Source organism: Neorhizobium huautlense, from assembly GCF_030811685.1.
GTDB lineage: Bacteria > Pseudomonadota > Alphaproteobacteria > Rhizobiales > Rhizobiaceae > Neorhizobium > Neorhizobium huautlense_A.
The window spans coordinates 244,113-267,480 of sequence record NZ_JAUSRF010000004.1; the positions used below are offsets into that span (position 1 = coordinate 244,113).

A 23,368-nucleotide genomic window follows, 5' to 3' on the forward strand; every position below is an offset into this window, starting at 1 on the left:
TGTGTCAGAAACTTTCCTTCAACCACTGCCCCATTCGCGCCAGCCGGCCGTTGCCGCTGACCAGTCCCGACGCGAAACCGCCATTTGCCGCATGCGTCTCCAGACCGGCGACCTGCGGATAGATCATCAGCCCGGCCGCCGTGGAGAAGGCCGGTCCCTTTGCTGCGGTCGGAAGACCCGACAAGCCCATAGGACGCCCGATTCGGACGTTTCGGGCAAGGATTCGGCGCGCAGTTTCTGACAGGCCGGTGAGCTGGCTGGCGCCACCGGTCAGAACGACCCGCTTCCCGACGATCGGGCTGAAACCCGATTTCTGGATGCGGTCGCGGATCAGTTCCAGCGTCTCTTCGAGTCGCGCGCGAACGATACGGGTGACCAGAGCCTTGGGGATCTGGGTGGGTTGATCACGGTCGTCCTCGCCGATCGGTGCGACCGAAATCAGGTCGCGCTCATCGGCGCCCGTGGAAATGGCAGAGCCATGAACGACTTTCATACGCTCGGCGTCTTCGATCCGGGTGGAAAGACCGCGCGCAAGGTCGGTGGTGATGTGATGTCCACCGAGGCCGATGGCATCGGTGTGAACCAGCTTGCCTTCACAGAAGACAGAAATGGTGGTGGTGCCGCCGCCCATATCGATGGCGGCGCAACCGAGTTCGACCTCATCGTCGACCAGAGCCGCAAGACCGCTGGCGTAAGGCGTCGCAACGATGCCTTCGACCGACAGATGCGCGCGATTGACGCAGAGTTCGAGATTGCGGATCGAGGCGCGTTCGGCGGTCACGACATGCATGTCGACGCCCAGCGTATCGCCGTACATGGAGAGCGGATCACGAATACCGCGTTCGCCATCCAGCGAGTAACCGGTCGGCAACGAGTGCAGGATAACCCGATCCTGACGCTGCGACAGCTGGCTGGCATTGATCATGACCTTGCGCAGATCACCCGACGCGACTTCCTGGCCACCGAGATCGATGGTGGCGGTATAGACGTCACTGGCCAGACGACCGGCGGAAACGTTGACGATCAGGCTGTCGATGGTGAGGCCAGCCATACGCTCGGCCGCATCGACTGCGAGACGCACGACGCTTTCGGCGGCATCGAGATCGGCGATCACGCCGGATTTGACGCCACGCGAACGCTGATGACCGATGCCGATGATTTCGACATTGTGGGTACGACCCGGCAGGATTTCGCTTTCCTGACGCGGGGTCAGGCGGCCGATCATGCACACGACCTTGCTCGATCCGATATCGAGAACCGAAACGACATGGCTGCGCTTCGAAGACAGAGGCTTCAGGCGCGGCAGACCGAGATTGGATGATCCGAACAGGCTCACGTTGCCCCTGCTTTCTTGAGTGCCTTGGCGCGCTCCGCAACCGCCTGCTCGCGGCGTTCGGCAGCGTCGGCCGTCAACTGGACTGTGGTGCGATCCTGAAGGCGAAGATCGACGGCGGCGATATCGCGCTCCAGCATCTGCTGGTTGGTTTCGAACTTGGCGAGACGCTTGAGCGCATCGCCGACATTGTCTTCAGGCAGCTTGATGACGATGCCGTTGTCGAGATGCAGGTCCCAGCGACGGCTGGCGACACGCACGAAGGCACGCACGCGCTGCTTCAGCTCCGGCCATTCGGCCATTTCCTCTTCAAAGCCGGAGGCGGCTTTTTCTGCATCGCGACCGACAAACAACGGCAGCGAGGCAAACTTGTTGTCGCGCAGAGGAGCAATGATCGCGCCGCTCTTTTCGATCAGCGAGAGTTCATTGCCATGCTGCCAGATACCGAAAGCCTCACGCTCCCTGAGCATGACCTCGATCGTGCGCGGATAGACCTTGCGGACCTCGGCATAGGCAACCCAGGGAAGCTCGGAGAGCTGGCGGCGGGCCGATTCGATATCGAGCGCGACCAGCGACGTCGTGCCATCGAGACCGAGCAACTGGAGAATATCGATTTCAGACGTCTGACTGTTGCCGGAGACGCGCACGTCCTCGATGGCAAAACCGGCAGCAGCGGTAGTCGCCTGAGCAACCGTCTGCGTGTGACCGCCCATCGACATGCCGTAAAGACCAACGACCGCAAAAAGGCCGAACGTGGCAACCGTGCCGGTATGGCGAGGAATATCGATACGACCGGTCGCAAGACTGACGCAAAAGCGCACGACACGACGCAGCGGGCGCGGCAGCACCCGGCGATCGTCCGCAACAGGACCATCCTCGTAAGGATTACGCGCCCCACCTGCCCTTTTGCTGTTCATCGCGAACAAGAAGCGTCCTCCACCATCCAACGGACGAGATCACCAAACAAATGACCGGCATGTACGGCCATCTCGGGCACCAGAGAGGTTGGGGTCATGCCCGGCTGCGTGTTGATTTCCAGCCAGATGACCTCACCGTTTTCGGAGAAACGATCGTCGTAACGAAAGTCCGACCGACTCACGCCACGGCAACCCATCGCCTGGTGCGCCTTCAGTGCCAATGATTGAATCTTTTGGTAAATATTCGGTGAAATTCGTGCCGGAATGACATGAGTGGAGCCACCTGCGGCGTACTTCGCATCATAGTCGTAGAACGTGTCGCCATTCGGCACCACTTCGGTCACACCGAGCGCGACATTGCCCATGACACCACAGGTCAGTTCGCGACCATAGACATACCGCTCGACCATGACCTCCTCGCCGTAACGCCATTCGGAGGAGCCGATGACCTGCGGCGGATGCGTCTGGTTTTCCTTGACGATGACGACGCCGAAGGACGAGCCTTCGCGCACCGGCTTGACGACATAAGGCGGCTTGATCGGATGCGCATTGCCGAAATCGAAACGGCTCAGCACCTTGGCCTCGGCAACCGGAATGCCGGCCGCCTTGGCGACATGCTTCGCCTGCTGCTTGTCCATGGACAGCGAAGACGCCAGTACACCGGAATGGGTGTAGGGAATTTCAAGATATTCGAGAATGCCCTGAATGGTACCGTCTTCGCCATAAGGACCATGGAGCGCATTAAAGCAGACATCCGGGCGCAGTTCGGCCAACACGGCCGCGACGTTGCGATCGACATCAAGCCGCGTGACCTTGTAGCCCTCACCTTCGAGGGCATCGGCACAGGCATTGCCGGAAGACAGGCTGACAGGCCGCTCGGAAGAAAAACCTCCCATCAAAACAGCCACATGCTTGCCACTCATAAACCACTCCTCAGGAAATCAATAAAGGTTGAAGCTCGACGCTTGTGCGAAACTTTCGCGGCCTGATTCCAACCGTTTCCGATAGGTGCCAGTTAAGCGCCATTAAGGTTAATAAAACGTTTACTTTCGTTAACCGCGCCCGCCCGCAGGCGTTAACGACATCACCCTCCGTCGCCCGGTCGCGTGGCGGAAATGCGTCATAGCTTTCGCTCAAGCCCTGAATTTTTGCGCTTTATTGCCGGACAGCCATTTTATTCGATTTAAAATTACGCTATGGCCGCAACAACCCTCCTTAACAAGGAGGCGAGACAACTCTCACGGATATAAGATGACACAGATGGATTCCCCCGTGTCGTCGGCCGCTGAGCCGCTGGAACCTGTTGCAAAGAACTCTCCTGCACAAGTCCTGACGGCCAGCGTGGTCGGCACGACGATCGAATTTTTCGATTTCTACGTTTACGCAACGGCTGCCGTTCTGGTTTTCCCGGCGCTGTTCTTCCCGGGCTCGGACCCGACGAGCGCGCTTCTCGCCTCGTTCGCGACCTTCTCGATCGCCTTCTTCGCACGCCCTCTCGGCGCCATCGTGTTCGGCCATTACGGCGACCGCGTCGGCCGCAAGACCACACTTGTGGCAGCACTTCTGACCATGGGCATTTCCACCGTCGTCATCGGCCTTTTGCCGACCTATGAGCAGATCGGCGTTCTCGCACCGCTGCTGCTGGCGATTTGCCGCTTCGGCCAGGGTTTTGGCCTCGGCGGCGAATGGGGTGGCGCGGTTCTGCTGGCCACCGAAAACGCACCTCCGGGCAAGAAGACCTGGTACGGCATGTTCCCGCAGCTGGGCGCACCGCTTGGTCTGTTCCTGTCCTCCGGCGTGTTCTGGGTTCTTCTGCACTTCATGTCGCAGGAATCGCTTCTTTCCTGGGGCTGGCGCGTTCCGTTCATCGCCTCGATCCTTCTGATCGGCATAGGCCTTTGGGTGCGTCTGTCTATCACCGAAACACCGGCCTTCCAGAAGGCCATCGACAGCCACGAGCGCGTCGAGGTTCCGGTCGCCGAACTGTTCCGCAAGCACAAGCGCAGCCTCGTGCTCGGCACGTTCGTGGCACTCGCCACCTTCGTGCTGTTCTATATCGGCTCGGCCTACCTGCTCTCCTACAACGTCAAGGTCATCGGCATGCCGTTCCTTGAAGCTCTGGAAGTGCAGCTGCTCGGTTCGGTCGTCTTCGGCCTCGCCATCCCGGTCATCGGCAAGCTCGGCGATCGTTACGGCCGCCGCGAAATGCTGATCCTCACCACCGTTCTGATCGGCCTGTTCTCGTTCATCCTGCCGGTTCTGATGACCAGCGGCCCGAACATGATCTTCCTGTTCGTCACCATCGCCATGGTTTTGATGGGCATGACCTACGGCCTGATCGGCACGGCGCTGGCAGCTCCGTTCCCGACCGCGGTCCGTTACACGGGCTCGTCGATCACCTTCAACTTCGCCGGCATTTTTGGCGCGTCGCTTGCGCCCTACATCGCCACCTACCTGCAGGCCAATTACGGCATGACCTATGTCGGTTTCTACCTCGGCTTCGCCGCCGTGGTGACACTCGCCTGCATCTTCCTGTCGGGCAAGGACGAAGTCTGAGCCTTAACGGACTGAACTGACGAAAAAGCCCGCGAGACCGATGGTTTCGCGGGCTTTTTTTATTTCGTGACGCGCACTGTCATTCGCCGGGGTGCAGCCGCTTGTTACGGCGCTCCTGTCGTTTGTCGAACATAATCCAAGCCAGACCGATCACCACGGTCGCCGCGGGGATGATGTACAGATAGAAAGCAGCCATGAATGTCATATTTCCAGCTTTCCTAAGACTTGCCTCGCTATCCAATGTAATATCAATGCCGCGAAAATCCAAGCCGTCGTCGAGATGCCGACTTTGGCGTAAGGATCGCGAAAGAGCCGGTCGATGACAGCGAGGTTATTGGGGCAATGAAGCCCGCTACGACATAAGCTGTCGACAATCTATCCAGATTGGCAGAAGCCAGCTTCAATCGCTCATTCCGTACAAGAACGCGCCGCCGCTCTTGCCTCTCGTCAAAACCGGCATCAGACATATATCACCCCGCCGACCAACAGCGTTACTTGCCGGCGCGGATCCGCACCTTGCGGCGCTCGAACCATTCGCTCAGCAGAATGCCTGCCCACGCCGTGCCGGCGATGACGAAGGGGAGAATATAGAGAAAGAAGAAAGTCGGGGCATTCATGACTTCAGTTTCTTCAATACGTGTCTGGCACCCAAACGTAATATCAAAGCGCCGGAAAGCCAAGCGGAGGTGAAAATCACCGTGCCCCAGGTGATCTGAAATGCTCCAGTGGAATTCGCGAAGATGCGGCAGGAGCAATAAACCCCGCAGACGCACAGGCGGTAGACAGGCGATCAAGGGAATTCGCCGTCAGCTTGGTCCGTTCATTATGCACCAGCGTCATCAACGCCTCCCGAACGGACCAGCCGAGCCGATTACTCCGTCGTGACGCCCTGGAAGGGACGCACTTCACGACCGGGCATGAAGACGCCGAGGCGCTTAATTTCCCATTCCAGCTTGATGCCGTGGTCTTCAAACACACGCTGGCGCACCATCTCGCCGAGATATTCCAGATCGTAGCCGGACGCGTGCCCGATATTGATCATGAAATTGCAATGCAGCGCCGACATCTGCGCACCACCATTCATCAGGCCACGGCAACCGGCTTCGTCGATCACCTTCCAGGCCGAATGGCCTTCCGGGTTCTTGAAGGTCGAGCCTCCGGTCTTTTCCTTGACCGGCTGCACGGTTTCACGGTGCTGGCGCACGGCATCCATTTCTGCGCGGATCTTTGCGCGATCGTCGGGGTAACCTTCGAACACGGCGTGGGTGAAGATCAGGTCCGACGGTGCCGAGGAATGGCGGTAGCTGTAGCCCATATCGGCATTCGACAGGACATGCACATTGCCCTTGCGGTCAACGGCATGGACTTCGACAACACGGTCCTTGGTTTCGGTACCGTTGGCGCCGGCATTCATGCGCAGCGCGCCGCCGATCGAGCCCGGAATACCGTAATAGAAGGCGAAACCGCCGATACCGTTGTCCATCGCCATCGCGGCGACATGCTTGTCCGGGCAGATCGCACCCGCCTTGATGCGGTTTTCACCGACCAGTTCGACCTGGCCAAACCCCTTGGCCGACAGGCGCAGCACAACTCCGGCAATGCCGCCGTCGCGCACAAGCAGGTTCGATCCGACACCGACGACGGTCAGCGGCACATCTTCCGGCAGAAGTTTCAGGAAGGTGACGAGATCATCGACGTCATGCGGCTGGAACATCAGCTCGGCCAGACCACCGGCCTGAAACCACGTAACCTTGTCCATCGGCGCATCCGGCGTCAGCCGTCCGCGAATGTCCTTGACGCCCTCACCGAGCGAAGCCAGCAACCGTTCCCCATTCACCTGCTTCATTGCGTATGCCCCGAAATGCCCTGCAATTCCTTGGGCAGTGCTGCTGCCCAGTGCGTGATGTTACCCGCTCCCAAAAGAACCACAAAATCGCCCGGTTTGGCAATGGTGGCAACGATACCGGCAAGCGCTTCCGGCGAGACCATGAAGCGGGCGTCACGATGGCCACCGGCGCGGATGCGCGCAGCCAGCGTCTCGGAATCGGCACCTTCGATCGGATCCTCCCCAGCCGCATAGACAGGCGCGAGGATGATGCTGTCGGCATCATTGAAGCAGGTGACAAAGTCTTCGAACAGGCTGTTCAGGCGCGAATAACGGTGCGGCTGGTGGACGGCGATGACGCGGCCCGAGCAGCTTTCGCGCGCAGCTTTGAGGACAGCCTTGATCTCGACCGGATGGTGGCCGTAATCGTCGAAGATCGATACGTCGTTCCAGATACCGGTCAGCGTGAAACGGCGCTTGACGCCACCGAAGGCAGCCAGGCCCTTGCGAATGTCTTCCTCGGAAATACCGAGACGGTTGGCGACGGCGATCGCAGCCGTGGCGTTGGAAATATTGTGGCGGCCCGGCATGGGCAGTGTCAGGTCCTTGAAGGAGAATACACGGCCAGTACGGCGGCGGCGGATTTCCACGTCGAAGATGGCCTTTGTGCCTTCCATACGAACGTTTGAAAAACGCGCATCGGCCTGCGGGTTTTCACCGTAAGTGACGACTTTACGATCCTCGATCTTGCCGACCAGCGCCTGCACTTCCGGATGATCGATACACATCACGCCAAAACCGTAGAACGGCACGTTTTCCACGAACTGGCGGAAAGCGGCGCGCACGGCGTCGAAATTGCCGTAGTGGTCGAGATGTTCCGGATCGATATTGGTGACAACAGCGACGTCTGCCGGCAGTTTCAGGAAAGTGCCGTCGGATTCGTCGGCTTCCACCACCATCCACTCACCCTCGCCCATGCGGGCGTTGGTGCCGTAGGCATTGATGATACCGCCATTGATGACCGTCGGATCGAGATTGCCCGCTTCGAGCAAGGTGGCGACCATCGAGGTGGTCGTGGTCTTGCCGTGTGTGCCACCGATGGCGATGGCGTTACGGAAACGCATCAACTCGGCCAGCATTTCGGCGCGACGCACGATCGGCAGCGATTTTTCACGCGCGGCGATCAGTTCCGGGTTGGTTTTCTTGATGGCGGTCGAAACAACGACCACTTCGGCATCGCCGAGGTTTTCCGCCTGATGGCCGACGAAAACCGGAATGCCCTTGTCACGCAGACGCTGCACATTGGCGCTGTCGGACTGGTCGGAGCCCTGCACCTTGTGGCCAAGGTTGTGCAGCACTTCGGCAATGCCGCTCATGCCGATGCCGCCGATACCGATGAAATGGACGAGGCCGATGGCCTGCGGCATCTTCATGCCCGAACTCCTTTGAACTGCGCGATCCCTTGTGCACCGGCAATAGCGACAACCATGTCGGCAAGCAAGGTCGCCGCATGTGGACGGCCGGCCTGCTTGGCGGCTTCCGCCATCTTCGCCAGACGCTCGGGTTCCTTCAGAGCCGCTGACAGTTTTTGCGCCAGACGTTCCGGCGAAAGCTCCGCCTGCGGCACGACCTCGGCGCCACCGGTGGCAACGAGTGCTGCAGCGTTGGCGGCCTGATCGTGATCGAGCGCGTAAGGATAAGGGACAAGAATGGATGGACGGCCGATGACCGACACTTCCGAAACGGTGGACGCGCCGGAACGGCAGACGACCAGATGCGCGGATGCGAGGCGTTCGGCCATATCCGGGAAGAAGGCGGAAACATCCGGCGACATTTTCAGCTTGGCAAAACAGGAGCCGACCTGATCCTGATCTTCCGGGCGCGCCTGCTGGGTCAGCACGATGCGGCTGCGCTCATTCTCTTCCAGCAGGCTCAAGGCCGTCGGAATGGCGCGGGAAAAGAACTGCGCGCCCTGGCTGCCGCCGAACACGACGAGGTTAAACGGCTGGCCTTCGAGACTCGGCTGGTAGGGCGTGGTCGCTGCGGCAAGCACGGCAGGACGCACCGGGTTGCCGGTCGTCACCGTCTTGTCGGCATAGGCACCAACGCCCTCGGGCAGAAACCCGCCGGCGATCGCCTTGACGCGTTTAGCGAGCGCCTTGTTGGCGCGGCCCATCACGGCATTCTGTTCGTGGATCATCGACGGCACGCCGAGACCGGTCGAGGCCAGAAGCGGCGGTACGGTCGGATAACCGCCGAAACCGACAACGGCCAGCGGCTTGATCCGCGTGATCAGTTTGCGGGCGGCGCGCAGGCCGGTCCACAGCTTGAACAGCGATTTCGCCACCGCAATAGGGTTCTTCGAGCCGATCGTCGCCGATGGCACGACATGGATTTCGTCGGCCGGGAACTTGCCGGCAAAACGTTCGGCACGGCTGTCGGTCACCAGATGCACGGAATAACCGCGCGCCTTCAACTCATGCGCCAGTGCTTCGGCCGGAAACAGATGGCCGCCGGTTCCCCCGGCGGCAAGCAGGATAATGCCTTTGGTCATGAAAACCCTTCTACTCTGCCGGCACAGCAGATGTCACGCGGAACAGGCTGCGTTCCTGTGCACGCTTTTCCGGGCGGTGGCGGGTGAGCGCCAGAATGAAACCGGCGGTGACGGCGACCGCGATCATCGACGAACCACCATAGGAAATCAGCGGCAGCGTCATGCCCTTGGCCGGGATGAGTTCGAGATTGACGCTGATGTTGATCATCGACTGCACGCCGAGCTGCAGAACGAGGCCGGCGACGGCAAAACGGTTGAAATCGTTGCGCTCGCGAAATGCGTGGCTCAAGCCGCGCAGAACGATGAAGGCAAAGATCGACACGAGCACCATGCAGAACAGGATGCCGAATTCTTCCGCCGCAACGGAGAAGATGAAGTCGGTATGGCTGTCGGGGATGATGCGCTTGTAGATGCCCTCGCCCGGCCCGAGGCCAAACCAGTTGCCGTTGATGATGGCGTCACGGGCGGTGTCGACCTGAAACGTGTCGCCCTCGCCGGTCCAGAACCGGTCGATACGGCCGGCCACGTGCGGCAGCATGTAATAGGCTGTCGCAACGCCGCCGACACCCAGACCACCCAGCAGCACGATCCACAGCCACGGCATGCCGGCCATGAAGAACATGCCGCCCCACACCGCGCTGGTGAGGATCGTCTGACCGATATCCGGTTGGGCCACAAGCAACGCGCCGACAATGCCGAACAGGATGATGGCGAACAGATTGCCGGGAATTTCCGGCTGGCGCGCGTGCTCGGCAAACAACCAGGCACAGACCACAACGAAGGCCGGCTTCATGAATTCGGAAGGCTGAATCGACAGGCTGCCGAAATTGACCCAGCGACGGGCGCCCTTGACCTCGATGCCGAAAAACAGTGCCAGCACCATCATCGCCAGCGCCACGATAAGCAGGATGATCGCGGTGCGGCGGATCTGGCGCGGGCTGCACAAGGACAGGCCGACCATGACGGCGATCGAGGGGATCAGGAAAAACGCGTGACGTTCGACGAAGTGAAAGCTGTCGAGGCCGAGACGTTCGGCCACTGCGGGGGATGCCGCAAAGGACAGCATGAAACCGATACCCATCAACAGGATGAAGGCCGCCAGGAAAAAGCGGTCGATCGTCCAGAACCAGTCCGCAAGCGGACCACGGTCTACGCGGCTTACCATAATCTTTCTCCTTAACCGACCTCGACCAGCATCGTCACGCCGTCGAGCCCTGCGACCGCGGCAACAAAGGCGTCACCGCGGACCTCGAAATTCTTGAACTGATCGAAGCTGGCGCAGGCCGGCGACAGCATCACGGCCGACGCTTCGCCATCTTGCGCCGCATCCACTGCCGCATGGGCAACTGCCTGGGCAAGTGTGCCGGAAATCTCGAATTTCACGCCATCACCCAGCGTTGCGGCAAATTGCGGTGCCGCCTCCCCGATCAGATAGGCTTTGACGATACGCCCGAAGAGTGGTGCGAGGCTTGTGATGCCACCGTCCTTGGCAAGGCCACCGGCGATCCAGTAAATGCGCTCATAGCTCGACAGCGCAGGCGCCGCAGCCTCGGCATTGGTCGCCTTGCTATCATTGACGAACACGGCCTGCCCGCGACGACCGACCGGCTGCATGCGGTGCTTCAGACCCGGAAAGCTTTTGAGACCCGCACGGATCTCTTCGATCGAGACGCCAACGGCAAGGCAGGCGGCAATCGCCGCAGCGGCGTTCTGGGCGTTATGGGCACCCTTCAGCGTATCGATGCCGGCGAGATCAGCCACGTCCGAAATCTTGCCGCTGTGAGCACCGACAACTCGGCTGCCCTCGGCATAAAGACCATCGGCGACCGGATTGCGCTTGGAGATGCGCTCGACCTTCACACCGGCACGTTCGACACGGTCCGCGATCATGGTGCAAAAGCTATCATCAACACCGATAACGGCCGTCTTCGAACCGGCAACCAGACGTTCCTTGATGTCGGCGTAATGCTGCATCGTGCCGTGACGATCGAGATGATCGGGCGTCAGGTTGAGGAGAATACCGGCAGACGGGTTGAGCGTCGGGGCCAGATCGATCTGGTAGGAGGAGCATTCGACCACATAATAACGCTCAGCCTTGGGCGGATCGAGCGTCAGGATGGCGGTGCCGATATTGCCGCCGAGCTGGGTGTCACGACCGCTGGATTTGAGGATGTGGGCGATCAGCGCCGTCGTGGTCGACTTGCCGTTGGTGCCGGTAATGGCGATCAGCGGACAATCCGGCGCATGGGCGCGGCGTTCGCGCACGAAGAGTTCCACATCGCCGATCACCTCGACGCCGGCCGCACGGGCGAGATCGACCGTCCAATGCGGTTTCGGGTGGGTGAGCGGCACGCCGGGCGATAGCACAAACGCGGAAAGCGAGGGCCAGTCCAGCCCCCGCAGATCCGCAGTCGTAATACCCTCGGCGGTCGCCTTGGCAACGCTGTCGGGATTGTCATCCCATGCGGTGACGAGAGCGCCACCGGCCACCAGAGCCTTTGCCGTCGCAAGCCCCGAGCCACCGAGGCCGAAGAGAGCGACTTTTTTGCCAGAAAACGTGGTGACCGGGATCATGATACAATCAGCGCAGCTTGAGGGTGGATAGGCCGAGAAGGGCAAGACCGACGGCGATGATCCAGAAGCGGATCACCACCTGGCTTTCGGTCCAGCCGAGCTTTTCGAAATGGTGGTGGATCGGCGCCATCAGGAACACGCGCTTTCCGGTGAGCTTGAAGAAACCGACCTGGATGATGACCGACAGCGTTTCCATGACGAAAAGGCCACCGATAATGGCCATGACGATCTCGTGCTTGGTGGCGACGGCAACCGAACCGATCAGACCACCGAGCGCCAGCGAACCGGTATCGCCCATGAAGATGGCGGCAGGCGGTGCGTTGAACCACAGGAAACCAAGCCCTGCCCCGATGACGGCGCCGAGAATGACGGCGAGTTCACCTGTGCCGGGCACGAAATTGATCTGCAGGTAGTTTGCGAAAACGGCGTTACCGGCGACATAAGAGATGATGCCGAAGGAAGCGGCGGCAATCATCACCGGCACGATGGCGAGACCATCGAGACCATCCGTCAGGTTAACGGCATTGCCGGCCGCAACGATAACGAAACCACCGAACAGCACGAAGAAGATGCCGAGGTTGATGACGAAATCTTTCACGAACGGAAAGGCGATCGACGAACCGAGCGCGGAACCGCTCTGGCCGGTGGCGAGCGCCATGCGCATCATGAAGTAGGTGGCGATACCGGCGATGACGAATTCGATGCCGAGACGCGCCTTGCCCGAGAACCCCTTGTCCGACTGTTTCGTGACCTTGAGATAGTCATCATAGAAGCCGATGGCGCCGAAACCGAGGGTCACCAGCAGCGTCGAAACGACATAGATGTTGGAGAGGTCGGCCCAGAGCAGCGATCCGCCCAAAATACCGGCAAGGATCATCAGGCCGCCCATGGTGGGCGTGCCGGCTTTCTTGAAATGGGTCTGCGGGCCATCGGCACGGATCGGCTGCCCCCTGCCCTGACGGACACGCAGCGAATCGATGATACGCGGGCCGAACATGAAAACGATGAACGCGGCGGTGAACGCGGCGGCGCCTGTGCGGAACGTGATGTACCGGAACAGATTGAAGAATTGCACGTGGTTCGCCAGTTCGACTAGCCAGATCAGCATGATGGCCCTTTCTCGGAAGCCGGGATCAAGATTGCGGCTCCGTGTCTGCGAAGGCCGGATAGTTGTCAATAAGAGCGTCGATGATCTTGCGGAAACCAAGGCCCAGCGAGGATTTGACCATCAGAACATCCCCCGGAACGACCGAGCGCACACTGTGATCCGCGAGTTCCTGAGTCGTCTCGAAGTAGGAAACCTCAACGCTGTCGGGCAGTGAGTCGCGCAATGCGGCCATTTCGGGGCCGGCGAGCCAGACATGCTCGATACCCGCAGCCAAAAGCGCACCCGCAAGGTTTTGATGAACCTTTGTCGAATGTTCGCCCATTTCCAGCATGTCGCCAAGCACCGCGATACGCCGACCGGACAGTTCCGGCTGATGCGTGGCGAGAAGCGCAATCGCTGCCCGCATCGAGGCCGGATTGGCGTTGTAGCTTTCATCGATCAGGGTCAGGCGACCTTCGCCGATACCGAGTGTGTGGCGTTCGCCGCGGCCCTTGACGGGCTTCAGCTCGGCCAGTGCCTGTTTGGCGGCATCCATATCGGCACCGAACAGCGACACGACGGCAAGTGCCGCCATGGCGTTTTCAGCAATGTGCCGACCCGGCGCGCCGATGCGCACTTCGGTCGTATCGCCCTGCAGCGTTGCCCAGATCACCGATCCGTCGGCATTGCCTTCGAAATCAGCGAGACGGAAATCCGCCTTGGCATGCTGGCCGAAGGTCAGGACGTTCTCGACGCCTGCCGCCTGCGCCGCCTTGTCCAGCAGATCGTATTGCGGAATATCGCGGTTGATCAGCGCCGCGCCATTCGGCAGCACGCCTTCGAAAATCTCGGCCTTGGCTTCGGCAATCTCGTCGAGATCGCGGAAATGGCCGAGATGGGCTGCGGCAATGGTGGTGACGACAGCCACATGCGGGCGCACCATGGCGACCAGCGGGCGGATTTCGCCGGAATGGTTCATGCCGATTTCAAAAACGCCGAAATAGGTATCGATCGGCATGCGGGCGAGCGTCAGCGGCACGCCCCAGTGATTGTTGAAGGAGGCTACGGCGGCATGCACCTTGCCGGAAGGGGCGAGTGCGTGGCGCAGCATTTCCTTGGTGGTCGTCTTGCCGACCGAGCCGGTGACGGCGACGATCTGGGCACGACTGCGCTTGCGGGCGGCAACAGCCAGCTTTCCCAGCGCTTCAAGCACATCCTCGACGACGATCATCGGCACGCTGATGCGCCCCATGGCCGGCAGTTTGCCTTCGGCAACGACGATCAGCGCCGCACCATTGGCAACGGCGACGCCGACATAATCGTGACCATCGACGCGGTCACCCTTGATGGCGAAAAAGGCTTCACCTTCGCCAATCGAACGGCTGTCGATGGAAATGCCGGTAATCCCGGCAGGAAGCGCGCCAAACGGACGACCTTCCATCACGGCGGTCATTTCTTCGGAGGTCCAAAGCAAAGTCACTGTGTCAGCCCCTCCAACGCCTTGCGAACTTCGACATGATCGGAGAATTGCAGCGTGGTCGAACCGACGGTCTGGCCTTCTTCATGGCCTTTGCCGGCGACGATCAGCGTGTCACCCGAATGCAGCAGCGAGACCGCATGACGGATCGCTTCGGCGCGGTCGCCGATCTCGGTGGCCCCGGGAGCAGCTGCCATGATTTCCGAGCGGATCACCTCAGGCTGTTCCGAGCGTGGATTGTCATCGGTGACGATCACCACATCGGCGAGGCGCGTGGCGATCTCACCCATGATCGGGCGTTTCCCCTTGTCACGATCACCGCCGCAGCCGAACACCACGACAACACGGCCAGTGGTGAAGGGACGCACGGAGGACAGCACGTTCTGCAGCGCGTCCGGCTTGTGGGCATAATCGACATAGGCCGGCGCGCCATCCGGCGTCTGACCAACCAGTTCGAGACGGCCGGAAGCACCGACCAGCTTTTCGAGCGCCGCCATTGCCTTTTCGGCGGAGACGCCTGTGGACATGGCAAGACCGGCAGCGACCAGCGCATTGGCGATCTGGAAATCACCGGCCAACGGAATATCCACTTCGAAGATACGACCTTCTGCGGTGATTTCGGCGGTCTGTTTGTGGCGGAAATGTTCGACGCGCTTGAGCGTCAGATAAGACCCCTTGCGGCCGACGGTGCGGACATCCAGTCCGGATTCGGTGGCAACGCGGATGGCTTCTTCCGACCACGGATCGTCGGAAAAAATCACTGCCGGAGAACCTTTCGGCATCAGCGTATCGAACAGGCGCATTTTTGCCGCCATGTAGGATTCGACCGTCGGATGATAATCCATGTGATCGCGGCCGAGATTGGTGAAACCGGCGGCCACCAGCTTCACGCCATCAAGACGGCTCTGGTCGAGGCCGTGGCTGGAGGCTTCCATGGCGGCATGGGTGACGCCTTCCGAAGCCAGTTCGGCAAGCAGCGCGTGCAGCGCGATCGGATCGGGCGTGGTCAGCGAACCGTAGTCGTTGCGGGTAGGTGAAACCACGCCGGTCGTGCCGATCATCGCTGCCGGATGGCCCGCATATGCCCAGATCTGGCGTGTGAAGGAAGCGACAGACGTCTTGCCGGCCGTACCGGTGACGGCGACCATGGTTTGCGGCTGCGCTCCGGAGAACCGCGCCGAAGCCAGCGCCAGAAGGCGGCGCGGATTGGAAACGGTCAGGACCGGAATGCCGACATCGGCGCTATGCGCTGCAATCGCGGCAACGGCACCGCGCGCGGCGGCATCCCCGATAAACCCTGCGCCATCGGCCTTTGTGCCGGCCATAGCAACGAACAAGGCGCCGGGTACAGCCTTGCGGCTGTCCGACGCGATCGCGGTAATTTTCAGGTCCCCCGCAGGACCCTTCATAGCCTCGGCAAGCTCAGGAAAATCGGCGCCTAAAAGCTCTCTCAATATCATCTCTGCCCTCTCCTTCCGGGGGCCGGATCATGCCGGCCCGCGAATCGTCGTGCCCATTCATTATGACCTAATAGGACACGAGCAAGGCGGAGCCATTTTCACCAAACGAAGGTTGTACACCGAGAATAGGCGCAGACCGGGCGATGATCTCCTTGACCATCGGTGCGGCAGAGGTCGCAGCCAGAGCTGCACCATTGCCCTTGTCGGTTTTCGGCTCGTCGGAGAAGCTCAGCACCACGTAACGCGGATTGCTCATCGGGAAGGCTGCGAGGAAGCCGTTAAAATTCTTGTCGTGCGCATAACGGCCATTGACGACCTTGTCGGCCGTGCCGGTCTTGCCGCCGACATCGAAACCTTCGACACGGGCGTTACGGCCGGACCCTCTCGATCCGTTCCATTCGAAGAGATAACGCATATCCCGGCTGGTGGACGGCTTCAGAACCTGGGTAGCGACTTCCGCCGCCTGTTCTTCCGTGCGCGGCAGGAAAGTCGGCGGGTGCAGAACGCCACCATTGACCAGTGCCGCACCGGCCACCGCCGTCTGCAACGGCGTGGTGGACACGCCGTGGCCGAAGGAAATGGTGATCGAGTTGATCTTCTTCCATTCACGCGGCTGACTCGGCATCGCCACTTCCGGCAGTTCCGTCTTCATGCGGCTGAGCAGGCCAAGCTTGGTCAGGAATTCCTTGTGATCAGGAATGCCGACCGCATCGGCGATCTTGCCGGTGCCGATGTTGGACGAATACTGAAACACTTCCGGAATGGTCAGAACACGGCCCTTGCCGTGGAAATCCTTGATGGTGAAGCCGCCGATACGGATCGGGAAACGCGCATCAATCGTGTCGTTCAGCGAAATTTTTGCGTGATCGAGGCCCATGGCCAGCGTGAAGGACTTGAAGGTGGATCCCATTTCGAACGTGCTGTTCGTCATGCGGTTCATCCAGCCTTCCGGGCCGTTGGCGTTCGGGTCGTTCGGATCGAAATCCGGAGCGGATGCCATGCCGAGAATTTCGCCGGTATGAACGTCGATGACAACAGCGCCACCCGCAATCGAATGATACTTCGTCAGAGAACTGGCAACCACGTCGCGCACGATCGACTGCACACGCAGATCGATGGACAGTTTTACCGGTTCGAGCGGCTGGCTGGAGGTCATGCCGACGGCAGCAAGATCGGCGAGACCCTGGCTGTCGATGTAACGCTCCATGCCGGAAACGCCGCGGTTATCGATATTGACGTAACCGACGATATGGGCAGCGGTCGGTCCACCGGGATAAAAGCGACGCTTTTCCGGACGGAAACCGATGCCCGGAATACCGAGCGCGAGGATCTGGCTCTGCTGTTTCGGGGTCAACTGGCGCTTCAGCCACTGGAAGCGGCTTTTCGACGAGAGCTTTGTGTAGGTTCCCCTGACATCGAGGTCGTGCAGGACGGTCGACAGCTTTTCGATGACCTCATCGGCATCGACGATCTTGTGCGGCTCGGCAAACAGCGAAACCGTACGAATGTCGGTGGCGAGAAGCGCACCGTTGCGGTCGACGATATCGGGACGCGATGCCAGCAGCCGGTCGGCCGGCGGAATGCTGGAGGTCGTCTGCGGTTCGGTCATGCCGTAATAGACCATGCGGCCGCCGATGACGCAGTAAAGCGCGGCAAAACCGAAAATGACGAGACCGACACGGTTGCGGGCCTGCTGCGCCTTCCTCTTGCGGATCCCTTCGAAATTGGCACCGGCCTTGCGCGGCGAAGCACCACGGGCACCCGTGGAGAAATGCCCCCTGCTCTTCAGCACCATGATCCGGGAAAGAAAAGACATCAGCGATTTACCGATCCGGTTGAGATTGAGTCTACGCGTACAGAACCGCGTGCTATCGGAACGGGGATGCGCGAAGCTGGAGCCGACGCTTTTGCGGCAGCAACGCCACGGATCGCCTTGGCAACTTCATCATCCGCACCGGCGATCAACTGCTCGATCGAGGTCTCGGGTTGCGGCAGCTGCGATTTCAGCATCGGCAGCTCGTTCGGCTGTGCGAGCTGGGTCGGATCAGTGGCTGCCAGCTGCAATTCCTGATTATAGGCGCCGATCAGATGTTGCAGGCGATTCGGCTGCGTCTGAAGCGCCCAGTCGGCCTTCAACAGGTCGATGGTTTCGCGCTCCAGCCGGATTTCGGTTTCCAGACGACGAACTTCGTCCAGCTTCAGCTCGGCCCGATGCTTGATCGTATAGGTGACGACGGCGGTGGCCGTCATGACACCGATGAGAACGATATCAAAACTTCTGAGCATGTTACGCTCCCATCGTGACAAGGCTTGCGAGATCGGGAAGATCGAAGATCGACATGTTTGCCGAACCGGCAGGTGCCGTCGTGCGCAGGCCGGCACGCAGCTTGGCCGAACGGGCACGCGGGTTGATCTCCGCCTCCTCTTCGGTCGCGCCGATCATCGGTTTGCCGATGGCCTCAAAGACCACCGGACGCTCCTCGACCAGCGGCATGTGGCGCGAGCCGGTGGCCTTGCCGGAACGATCCGCGAAGAATTTTTTGACGATACGATCTTCCAGCGAATGGAAGCTGACGATGACCAGGCGGCCACCGGGCTTCAGCGAGCGCTCGGCAGCGAACAGCGCCTGCGCCAGTTCGCCCAGCTCGTCATTCACAAAAATGCGCAGCGCCTGGAAAACGCGGGTGGCGGGATGGATCTTGTCCTTGGCGCGGCGCGGATTGACCGTCTCGATCAGGTTGGCGAGATCGCGCGTGGTGGTGAACGGCTCCTGCGCGCGGCGCTTTTCAATGGCGCGGGCGATACGGCCGGCATGATTTTCCTCACCGAGGAAACCAAAAATACGCGTCAGATCACCGACCTTGGCACGGTTGACGACATCGGCAGCGGACACGCCCGACGCCGACATGCGCATGTCGAGCGGGCCGTTGCGCTGGAAGGAAAAACCGCGCTCGGCCTCATCGATCTGCATGGAGGAGACGCCGATATCGAGCACGACGCCATCGAGACCGCCTTCCGGCGCATGCTGGTCGAGATCGGAAAACTGCGAATGAATGAGCGAGAGGCGACCGCCGCTTGCCGCAACCAGCGCCTGACCACCGGCAATCGCCGTCGGATCGCGGTCGAGCGCGATCACGTTGGCACCAGCATCGAGAATGGCCGAGGTATAACCGCCTGCGCCAAAAGTGCCGTCAAGAATGATGTCGCCGACCTTGGGCTGCAGCGAGCCTAAGACTTCACGGAGAAGAACCGGGATGTGGCGAACCGATCCGCCATCGGCTTCAGATGTCCCGTCGCCAAGATTCGCCGCCATCCCGTTTCCTCGTCCTATTGAGGGCGCGACATACTCAAGCGCCCTTCTCGTGCTGCCGCCTGCGCCTCGTGAAACGCCTGTGGCTGCCAAAGCTGAAAGTGATCCGAGCGCCCGACAAAGGTCACGTCCGTGCTGATGCCCGTAAAGTCCCGGATGAAATCCGTGACCATCAGACGGCCTTCCGCATCGAGCCTCATGAAAACGCCGCCACCGTGAACCAGCAGCGACATCCTGTTTGCCTCCGGTGAAAACGGATCGGCTGCCGCAATCTGCCGCTCGTAGCGCTCGAGCAGATCCGGACCGCCGACGCTGATCGCCGGAAAGACGAGGTCCTGGAGACAATAAAGCTCCTGAACGCCCCGCTGCGCCAACACGGAACGGAACAGCGCAGGGACGGAAACTCGCCCCTTCGCATCGATCCGATTCGTCGCATTGGACAGGAAGCGGTTCATGACACCAAACACCCACTCCCGAAAGCCGCCGAACGAAAAACATGTCGGCAATAACGCGCTGCACGACCTCGAACCGGACGCACGAACCAGCCTTCGGATGACCATAAGCCCATCCGCCTTTCCGTTTCCGGAACTGGTCGAAACTGTCTGATTGAGGGGTCTGCCGCGACCCTTGTGCAGTGCAGTTTTGGGATAACATGGGACCATATGGGCGTCAATGGGAAGCACCCGGCAAACCGGAATGCCACATCGTTTATTTATAACCCGTTAAGTTTAACAAAGAGTTAGCGAGCAATGCCCGCAGATTGCATGCGCAAATGCCCCGAAGTCGCATGACATCGGAGGCTAAGCCGTTGGGCAATCGGACAGATTAGAAAAACGACGGATAAGAAAGCGCTTCGCAGTCGCAATCTTGGCGAGCATCCACAAATTGATCGCTCTACGTCAGGACGTGAATCACTTTAACCGCCCCACGCCACCCCATTGGATCACCGTCGCGGAACTCGCCTCAAAACAGGATGAAAATACCAGTTGGCCTGTAAGCCGGGTTCTGTATGGCCCCGATGCGAACACCGGAACGTGGCAGCCATTCATCTGGGACGCCGTTTGCACGTCGCCTCACGCAACCCACCCGGATGACTGGCCCGAAAACCGGCTGTAGCTCCGCCTTGCGACGGAACCCGCGTCATCCCTATTCGGTCTTGCTCCCGGTGGGGTTTACCATGCCGCCGCTGTTACCAGAAGCGCGGTGGGCTCTTACCCCACCCTTTCACCCTTACCCGGCCGGAGCCGGGCGGTATCCTTTCTGTGGCACTTTCCCTGGGGTCGCCCCCGCCGGACGTTATCCGGCACCGTGTTTCCGTGGAGCCCGGACTTTCCTCACCCTACCGTCTTTCGACATTGGTAAAGCGCGGCTGCCCGGCCAACTGGTCCGCGCTCCTTAGACGAGACGAAACACAATTGCCACCGGGAAAACACCAACGGCGACGGATCAGAGGAAATGGGCGGGGAAACCATTCGCCTGAGCGTAAGCATCATCCGCGATGCGGCCACGGAACAGCAATTCCGCTCCAAGCCTGCCGATCTCGTCGGAGCTTTTGGCGGCAGCACCACAGCCACCGGTCAAAACGCCCATGCGTGCAGACGTCATGGCGATGGCCGGATAACCGGTTGGCGTGAATGAGGTGACGCAGGCCGCCATGGAATTGCGCGACAGATCGACATCCGGCACCAACTTTTCCACGACCGAAGTCAGGTACCGATGGGTGCCTTCGCGACCACCGGAACGGAACCATGCGCGGATGTCCGGTTCGGCTTTCAGCTCCACATCGTCGGGATCGCCACCGATCTTGAGATACAGTTTTCCGTCCGGGTACCGCACCGGCGGCAACAGATAGATGCCGTCTTCGCCCTCACTCCATTTCCAGATCAGCGACGGCATTTCGCCCAATGCGTCCATCTGCGTCTCGTCGATTTCGAAGAAGGACACGGTGCGGGCATAGACGCTGAGGTCGAGCCGGGCACCTACCAGCTTTTCCGCGATGGAAAACCCTCCAGCCGCCACCAGCACCTTCTCCGCCGTATACGTCTTGCCCTCGGCGGTCGTGACGACGACAAGACCCGCCTCCTCATGTGTCGAAACAACAGTCTCGCGGATCACGGTGGCACCCTGTCGCTCGGCCAGAACCGTCTGCGCCCTCACCAGCCGGCGCGGATTGATATGGCCGGCATTGGTCCGTTCGAAAATGCCGTCACTGCCCTGCGGGAATGAGAAATACGGGAAAGCCTCGGCAATACGGGCTCCCTCGAGGTTTTCCGTTTCGACGCCAAGCACGCAGGCCGCAGAAGCGATACGGCCGATATAGCTGTCGCGGCCATTGCGTTTCGGCCCGACGGCGAGGCAGCCGACTTCAGAATAAAAGTCGACGCCGCTGTCGCTGGCAATCTCGCCGTAACGGGCAATCGACCGATTGGCGAGACGCGCCCAGACTTCGTTCTGATCGATGGTACGGGTGATGCGGGCTTCATCGTAATGACTGGCGAACACGCCCTCATGGCTGGCGGTCTCGACCGGCTCCGCCGGGCCGATCACCGCAACGCCGTCCGTCCAACTCGAAAGATGCCGCGCAGCCGCCGCGCCCATCATGCCGCAACCGATGATGATATATTTGAAATGCCCATCCATGAGATGCCTGCGTTCCCCTGATTATCGATAGTGCGCAGACAGTTGTAGCCGTTTGCGGAATCAATGCCAGAGCAAGAAACAGCCGGATCGGTCAGGCGTAATGCGGCAGCGAGGTCAAAAGCCGGTGCAGCGTATCGATGGTCGACATGTCGGCAATGCCATCGACGCGTTCGGTGCGGAAATGCCGCTGGAACGCCTCGACCACGCCCTGCGTGTGTTCGCAGAATTCACCGGTGATTTCGATGCCGTAACCATAAAGCGCCAACATCGACTGCAACGCCTCGACCGGCTGGCCACTATCGCCGCGCTGGAAAAACCGCCCGCCGGAAATCGGCGTCGGCTCGACCCAGTGGCCGATTCCGGCCTGATGCAGCCGGCCCCACGGAAAGTTTTCGCCGGGATCGACCTTGCGGATCGGCGCCACATCGGAATGACCGAGAATGCGCTGCGGCGCGATAGACCGGCGGGCGGCAATGTCACGACACAGGCCGATCACAGCCTCGATCTGCGCGCCGGGAAACGGCGGCAGACCGCCGGGATGGCCGACATTGGCGATCTCGATGCCGATCGAGCGCGAATTGGTATCGGCCTCACCTTCCCACACGCTCTTGCCCGCATGCCAGGCGCGAAGCCCTTCCGGCACGAGCTGGAAGACGGCACCGTTTTCACGGACGAAATAATGGCTCGAAACCTGGCTTTCGGGATTGCAGAGCCAGGACAGTGCCTCATCCTCACCGCCCATGCCTGTGTAATGCAGGAGGATCATGTCCGGCTCGCGGCCATCGGCACGCTCGCCGTGATTCGGCGACGGCATCAGCGATGCGCCGAGATGTTCGGATTTCACGGCACTCATGCGGCGCGGCGTTCTTTCTCGATTTCCGAATAGGCGGCGTTGAGAGCTGCCATGCGTTCTGTCGCCGCCGCATGCAGGGCAGCAGGCACGCCGCGGGCGTGCAGCTTGTCCGGGTGATGTTCGATCACCAGACTGCGGTAGCGCTTGCGGATCGTGGCAAAATCATCTTCGGGCGAAACGCCGAGGACGAGATAGGGATCGCGACCTTCCAACTCGACATGGCGTGCCATGATTCGGCGGAAATGCGCTTCGTCGATGCGAAAGATTTCTGCGATGCGGGCGAGGAAGGACAGTTCCTTCTCGTGCAGAAGACCATCCGCCTTGGCGATGTGGAACAGGCCGTCCACGACATTTTCCAGCATCGGGCAATTGTGGGCGCCGGTGCCGCAAAGGTTCGCAAGCTTGGAGGCATAGGCCTCGTAACCGGCGACGTCCTGACGTGCGAGATTATAGAGACGCGCGACGTTCTGGGCTTCTTCCGGCGGGAAATCGAAAATCTGGCGGAAGGCGGCGACTTCCTTTTCGTTCACATTGCCATCGGCCTTGGCCATCTTGGCCGAGAGCGCGATGATGGCAACCGAAAACGACACCTGACGCCGGGTTTCCGGGTCACCTTCGAATACGGTGCGGATCGCTTCCACCACACGGCCAAGCGCACTGCCGGCCGCGTCGCCAATGGCGCCGAGCAGCTTTTCCCAGAGCGAGGAAATGTGGAGGCAGGCAAAATCCATGATCATCATTCTACATGACCAGTTTTTGCCAGTTTTTGCAAGATGACGGAG

At 60.5% G+C, this 23,368-nt stretch carries 22 protein-coding genes and 1 other RNA gene; 2 read left to right on the forward strand and 21 right to left on the reverse strand.

The window, feature by feature from the left end:
• Window positions 1-4 precede the first annotated feature (4 nt).
• Genes ftsA through J2T09_RS07825 form a run of 3 tightly spaced genes read right to left on the reverse strand, consistent with a single transcriptional unit; the run spans window position 5 to window position 3,173 of the window.
• Entirely contained in the window at window positions 5-1,336 is a 1,332-nt protein-coding gene (gene ftsA / locus J2T09_RS07815; protein ID WP_306832948.1) for a cell division protein FtsA, read from the reverse strand.
• Complete coding sequence (locus J2T09_RS07820; protein ID WP_373458396.1) at window positions 1,333-2,259, reverse strand: cell division protein FtsQ/DivIB; 927 nt, start codon at window positions 2,257-2,259, stop codon at window positions 1,333-1,335. The genes ftsA and J2T09_RS07820 overlap by 4 nt, the downstream gene beginning before the upstream one ends.
• Window positions 2,247-3,173 carry a D-alanine--D-alanine ligase gene (locus J2T09_RS07825; protein ID WP_306832952.1) on the reverse strand — a complete coding sequence of 309 codons (927 nt, stop codon included), beginning with the start codon at window positions 3,171-3,173 and terminating at the stop codon, window positions 2,247-2,249. Before J2T09_RS07825 ends, J2T09_RS07820 begins: the two co-directional genes overlap by 13 nt.
• 328 nt (window positions 3,174-3,501) lie before the next feature.
• Here J2T09_RS07825 and J2T09_RS07830 point away from each other — a divergent pair, with 328 nt between their 5' ends.
• On the forward strand, window positions 3,502-4,806 hold the full coding sequence (locus J2T09_RS07830; RefSeq protein WP_306832955.1) for an MFS transporter: 1,305 nt from the start codon (window positions 3,502-3,504) through the stop codon (window positions 4,804-4,806).
• A gap of 79 nt (window positions 4,807-4,885) precedes the next feature.
• On the opposite strand, the gene J2T09_RS07835 is transcribed toward J2T09_RS07830, so the two are convergent.
• The 14 genes from J2T09_RS07835 to mraZ form a co-directional block, all read right to left on the reverse strand.
• On the reverse strand, window positions 4,886-5,011 hold the full coding sequence (locus J2T09_RS07835) for a hypothetical protein (protein ID WP_306832956.1): 126 nt from the start codon (window positions 5,009-5,011) through the stop codon (window positions 4,886-4,888).
• Between the two features lie 286 nt (window positions 5,012-5,297).
• On the reverse strand, window positions 5,298-5,423 hold the full coding sequence (locus tag J2T09_RS07840; RefSeq protein WP_306832958.1) for a hypothetical protein: 126 nt from the start codon (window positions 5,421-5,423) through the stop codon (window positions 5,298-5,300).
• A gap of 254 nt (window positions 5,424-5,677) precedes the next feature.
• Window positions 5,678-6,652, reverse strand: coding sequence for a UDP-N-acetylmuramate dehydrogenase (murB, locus tag J2T09_RS07845; RefSeq protein WP_306832960.1), 975 nt, complete (start codon window positions 6,650-6,652; stop codon window positions 5,678-5,680).
• On the reverse strand, window positions 6,649-8,064 hold the full coding sequence (murC, locus tag J2T09_RS07850; protein WP_306832962.1) for a UDP-N-acetylmuramate--L-alanine ligase: 1,416 nt from the start codon (window positions 8,062-8,064) through the stop codon (window positions 6,649-6,651). Before murC ends, murB begins: the two co-directional genes overlap by 4 nt.
• Entirely contained in the window at window positions 8,061-9,185 is a 1,125-nt protein-coding gene (gene murG / locus J2T09_RS07855) for an undecaprenyldiphospho-muramoylpentapeptide beta-N-acetylglucosaminyltransferase (RefSeq protein WP_306832964.1), read from the reverse strand. Before murG ends, murC begins: the two co-directional genes overlap by 4 nt.
• A gap of 10 nt (window positions 9,186-9,195) precedes the next feature.
• Window positions 9,196-10,350 carry a putative lipid II flippase FtsW gene (ftsW, locus tag J2T09_RS07860; RefSeq protein ID WP_306832965.1) on the reverse strand — a complete coding sequence of 385 codons (1,155 nt, stop codon included), beginning with the start codon at window positions 10,348-10,350 and terminating at the stop codon, window positions 9,196-9,198.
• Between the two features lie 11 nt (window positions 10,351-10,361).
• Window positions 10,362-11,759 carry a UDP-N-acetylmuramoyl-L-alanine--D-glutamate ligase gene (gene murD, locus J2T09_RS07865; RefSeq protein ID WP_306832967.1) on the reverse strand — a complete coding sequence of 466 codons (1,398 nt, stop codon included), beginning with the start codon at window positions 11,757-11,759 and terminating at the stop codon, window positions 10,362-10,364.
• A gap of 7 nt (window positions 11,760-11,766) precedes the next feature.
• Window positions 11,767-12,867 (reverse strand): phospho-N-acetylmuramoyl-pentapeptide-transferase, encoded by a 1,101-nt coding sequence (gene mraY / locus J2T09_RS07870; RefSeq protein ID WP_306832969.1) that lies wholly within the window; start codon window positions 12,865-12,867, stop codon window positions 11,767-11,769.
• Between the two features lie 25 nt (window positions 12,868-12,892).
• Window positions 12,893-14,326 carry a UDP-N-acetylmuramoylalanyl-D-glutamyl-2,6-diaminopimelate--D-alanyl-D-alanine ligase gene (locus J2T09_RS07875; RefSeq protein WP_306832971.1) on the reverse strand — a complete coding sequence of 478 codons (1,434 nt, stop codon included), beginning with the start codon at window positions 14,324-14,326 and terminating at the stop codon, window positions 12,893-12,895.
• Complete coding sequence (locus tag J2T09_RS07880; RefSeq protein WP_306832972.1) at window positions 14,323-15,783, reverse strand: UDP-N-acetylmuramoyl-L-alanyl-D-glutamate--2,6-diaminopimelate ligase; 1,461 nt, start codon at window positions 15,781-15,783, stop codon at window positions 14,323-14,325. The genes J2T09_RS07875 and J2T09_RS07880 overlap by 4 nt, the downstream gene beginning before the upstream one ends.
• 67 nt (window positions 15,784-15,850) lie before the next feature.
• On the reverse strand, window positions 15,851-17,599 hold the full coding sequence (locus tag J2T09_RS07885; RefSeq protein ID WP_306832974.1) for a peptidoglycan D,D-transpeptidase FtsI family protein: 1,749 nt from the start codon (window positions 17,597-17,599) through the stop codon (window positions 15,851-15,853).
• Complete coding sequence (ftsL, locus tag J2T09_RS07890) at window positions 17,599-18,069, reverse strand: cell division protein FtsL (RefSeq protein WP_306832977.1); 471 nt, start codon at window positions 18,067-18,069, stop codon at window positions 17,599-17,601. Before ftsL ends, J2T09_RS07885 begins: the two co-directional genes overlap by 1 nt.
• A gap of 1 nt (window position 18,070) precedes the next feature.
• Window positions 18,071-19,096 carry a 16S rRNA (cytosine(1402)-N(4))-methyltransferase RsmH gene (rsmH, locus tag J2T09_RS07895; protein ID WP_306832979.1) on the reverse strand — a complete coding sequence of 342 codons (1,026 nt, stop codon included), beginning with the start codon at window positions 19,094-19,096 and terminating at the stop codon, window positions 18,071-18,073.
• Between the two features lie 14 nt (window positions 19,097-19,110).
• Entirely contained in the window at window positions 19,111-19,548 is a 438-nt protein-coding gene (mraZ, locus tag J2T09_RS07900; RefSeq protein WP_306832981.1) for a division/cell wall cluster transcriptional repressor MraZ, read from the reverse strand.
• Here mraZ and J2T09_RS07905 point away from each other — a divergent pair.
• Window positions 19,547-19,699 (forward strand): hypothetical protein, encoded by a 153-nt coding sequence (locus tag J2T09_RS07905; RefSeq protein WP_306832983.1) that lies wholly within the window; start codon window positions 19,547-19,549, stop codon window positions 19,697-19,699. The two genes, mraZ and J2T09_RS07905, sit on opposite strands and share 2 nt — an antisense overlap.
• Before the next feature lie 372 nt (window positions 19,700-20,071).
• Here the strand turns inward: J2T09_RS07905 and rnpB are convergent.
• The 4 genes from rnpB to J2T09_RS07925 form a co-directional block, all read right to left on the reverse strand.
• Window positions 20,072-20,478: RNase P RNA component class A (gene rnpB, locus J2T09_RS07910), an RNA gene on the reverse strand.
• A gap of 61 nt (window positions 20,479-20,539) precedes the next feature.
• A complete protein-coding gene (locus J2T09_RS07915) occupies window positions 20,540-21,733 on the reverse strand; it encodes an FAD-dependent oxidoreductase (protein WP_306832985.1) in 1,194 nt (397 codons plus the stop codon).
• Between the two features lie 91 nt (window positions 21,734-21,824).
• The gene (locus J2T09_RS07920; RefSeq protein ID WP_306832987.1) at window positions 21,825-22,586 is read right to left on the reverse strand and encodes an N-acetylmuramoyl-L-alanine amidase; all 762 of its coding nucleotides are present in this window, start codon (window positions 22,584-22,586) and stop codon (window positions 21,825-21,827) included.
• Complete coding sequence (locus J2T09_RS07925) at window positions 22,583-23,323, reverse strand: J domain-containing protein (protein WP_306833226.1); 741 nt, start codon at window positions 23,321-23,323, stop codon at window positions 22,583-22,585. Before J2T09_RS07925 ends, J2T09_RS07920 begins: the two co-directional genes overlap by 4 nt.
• Window positions 23,324-23,368 lie beyond the last annotated feature (45 nt).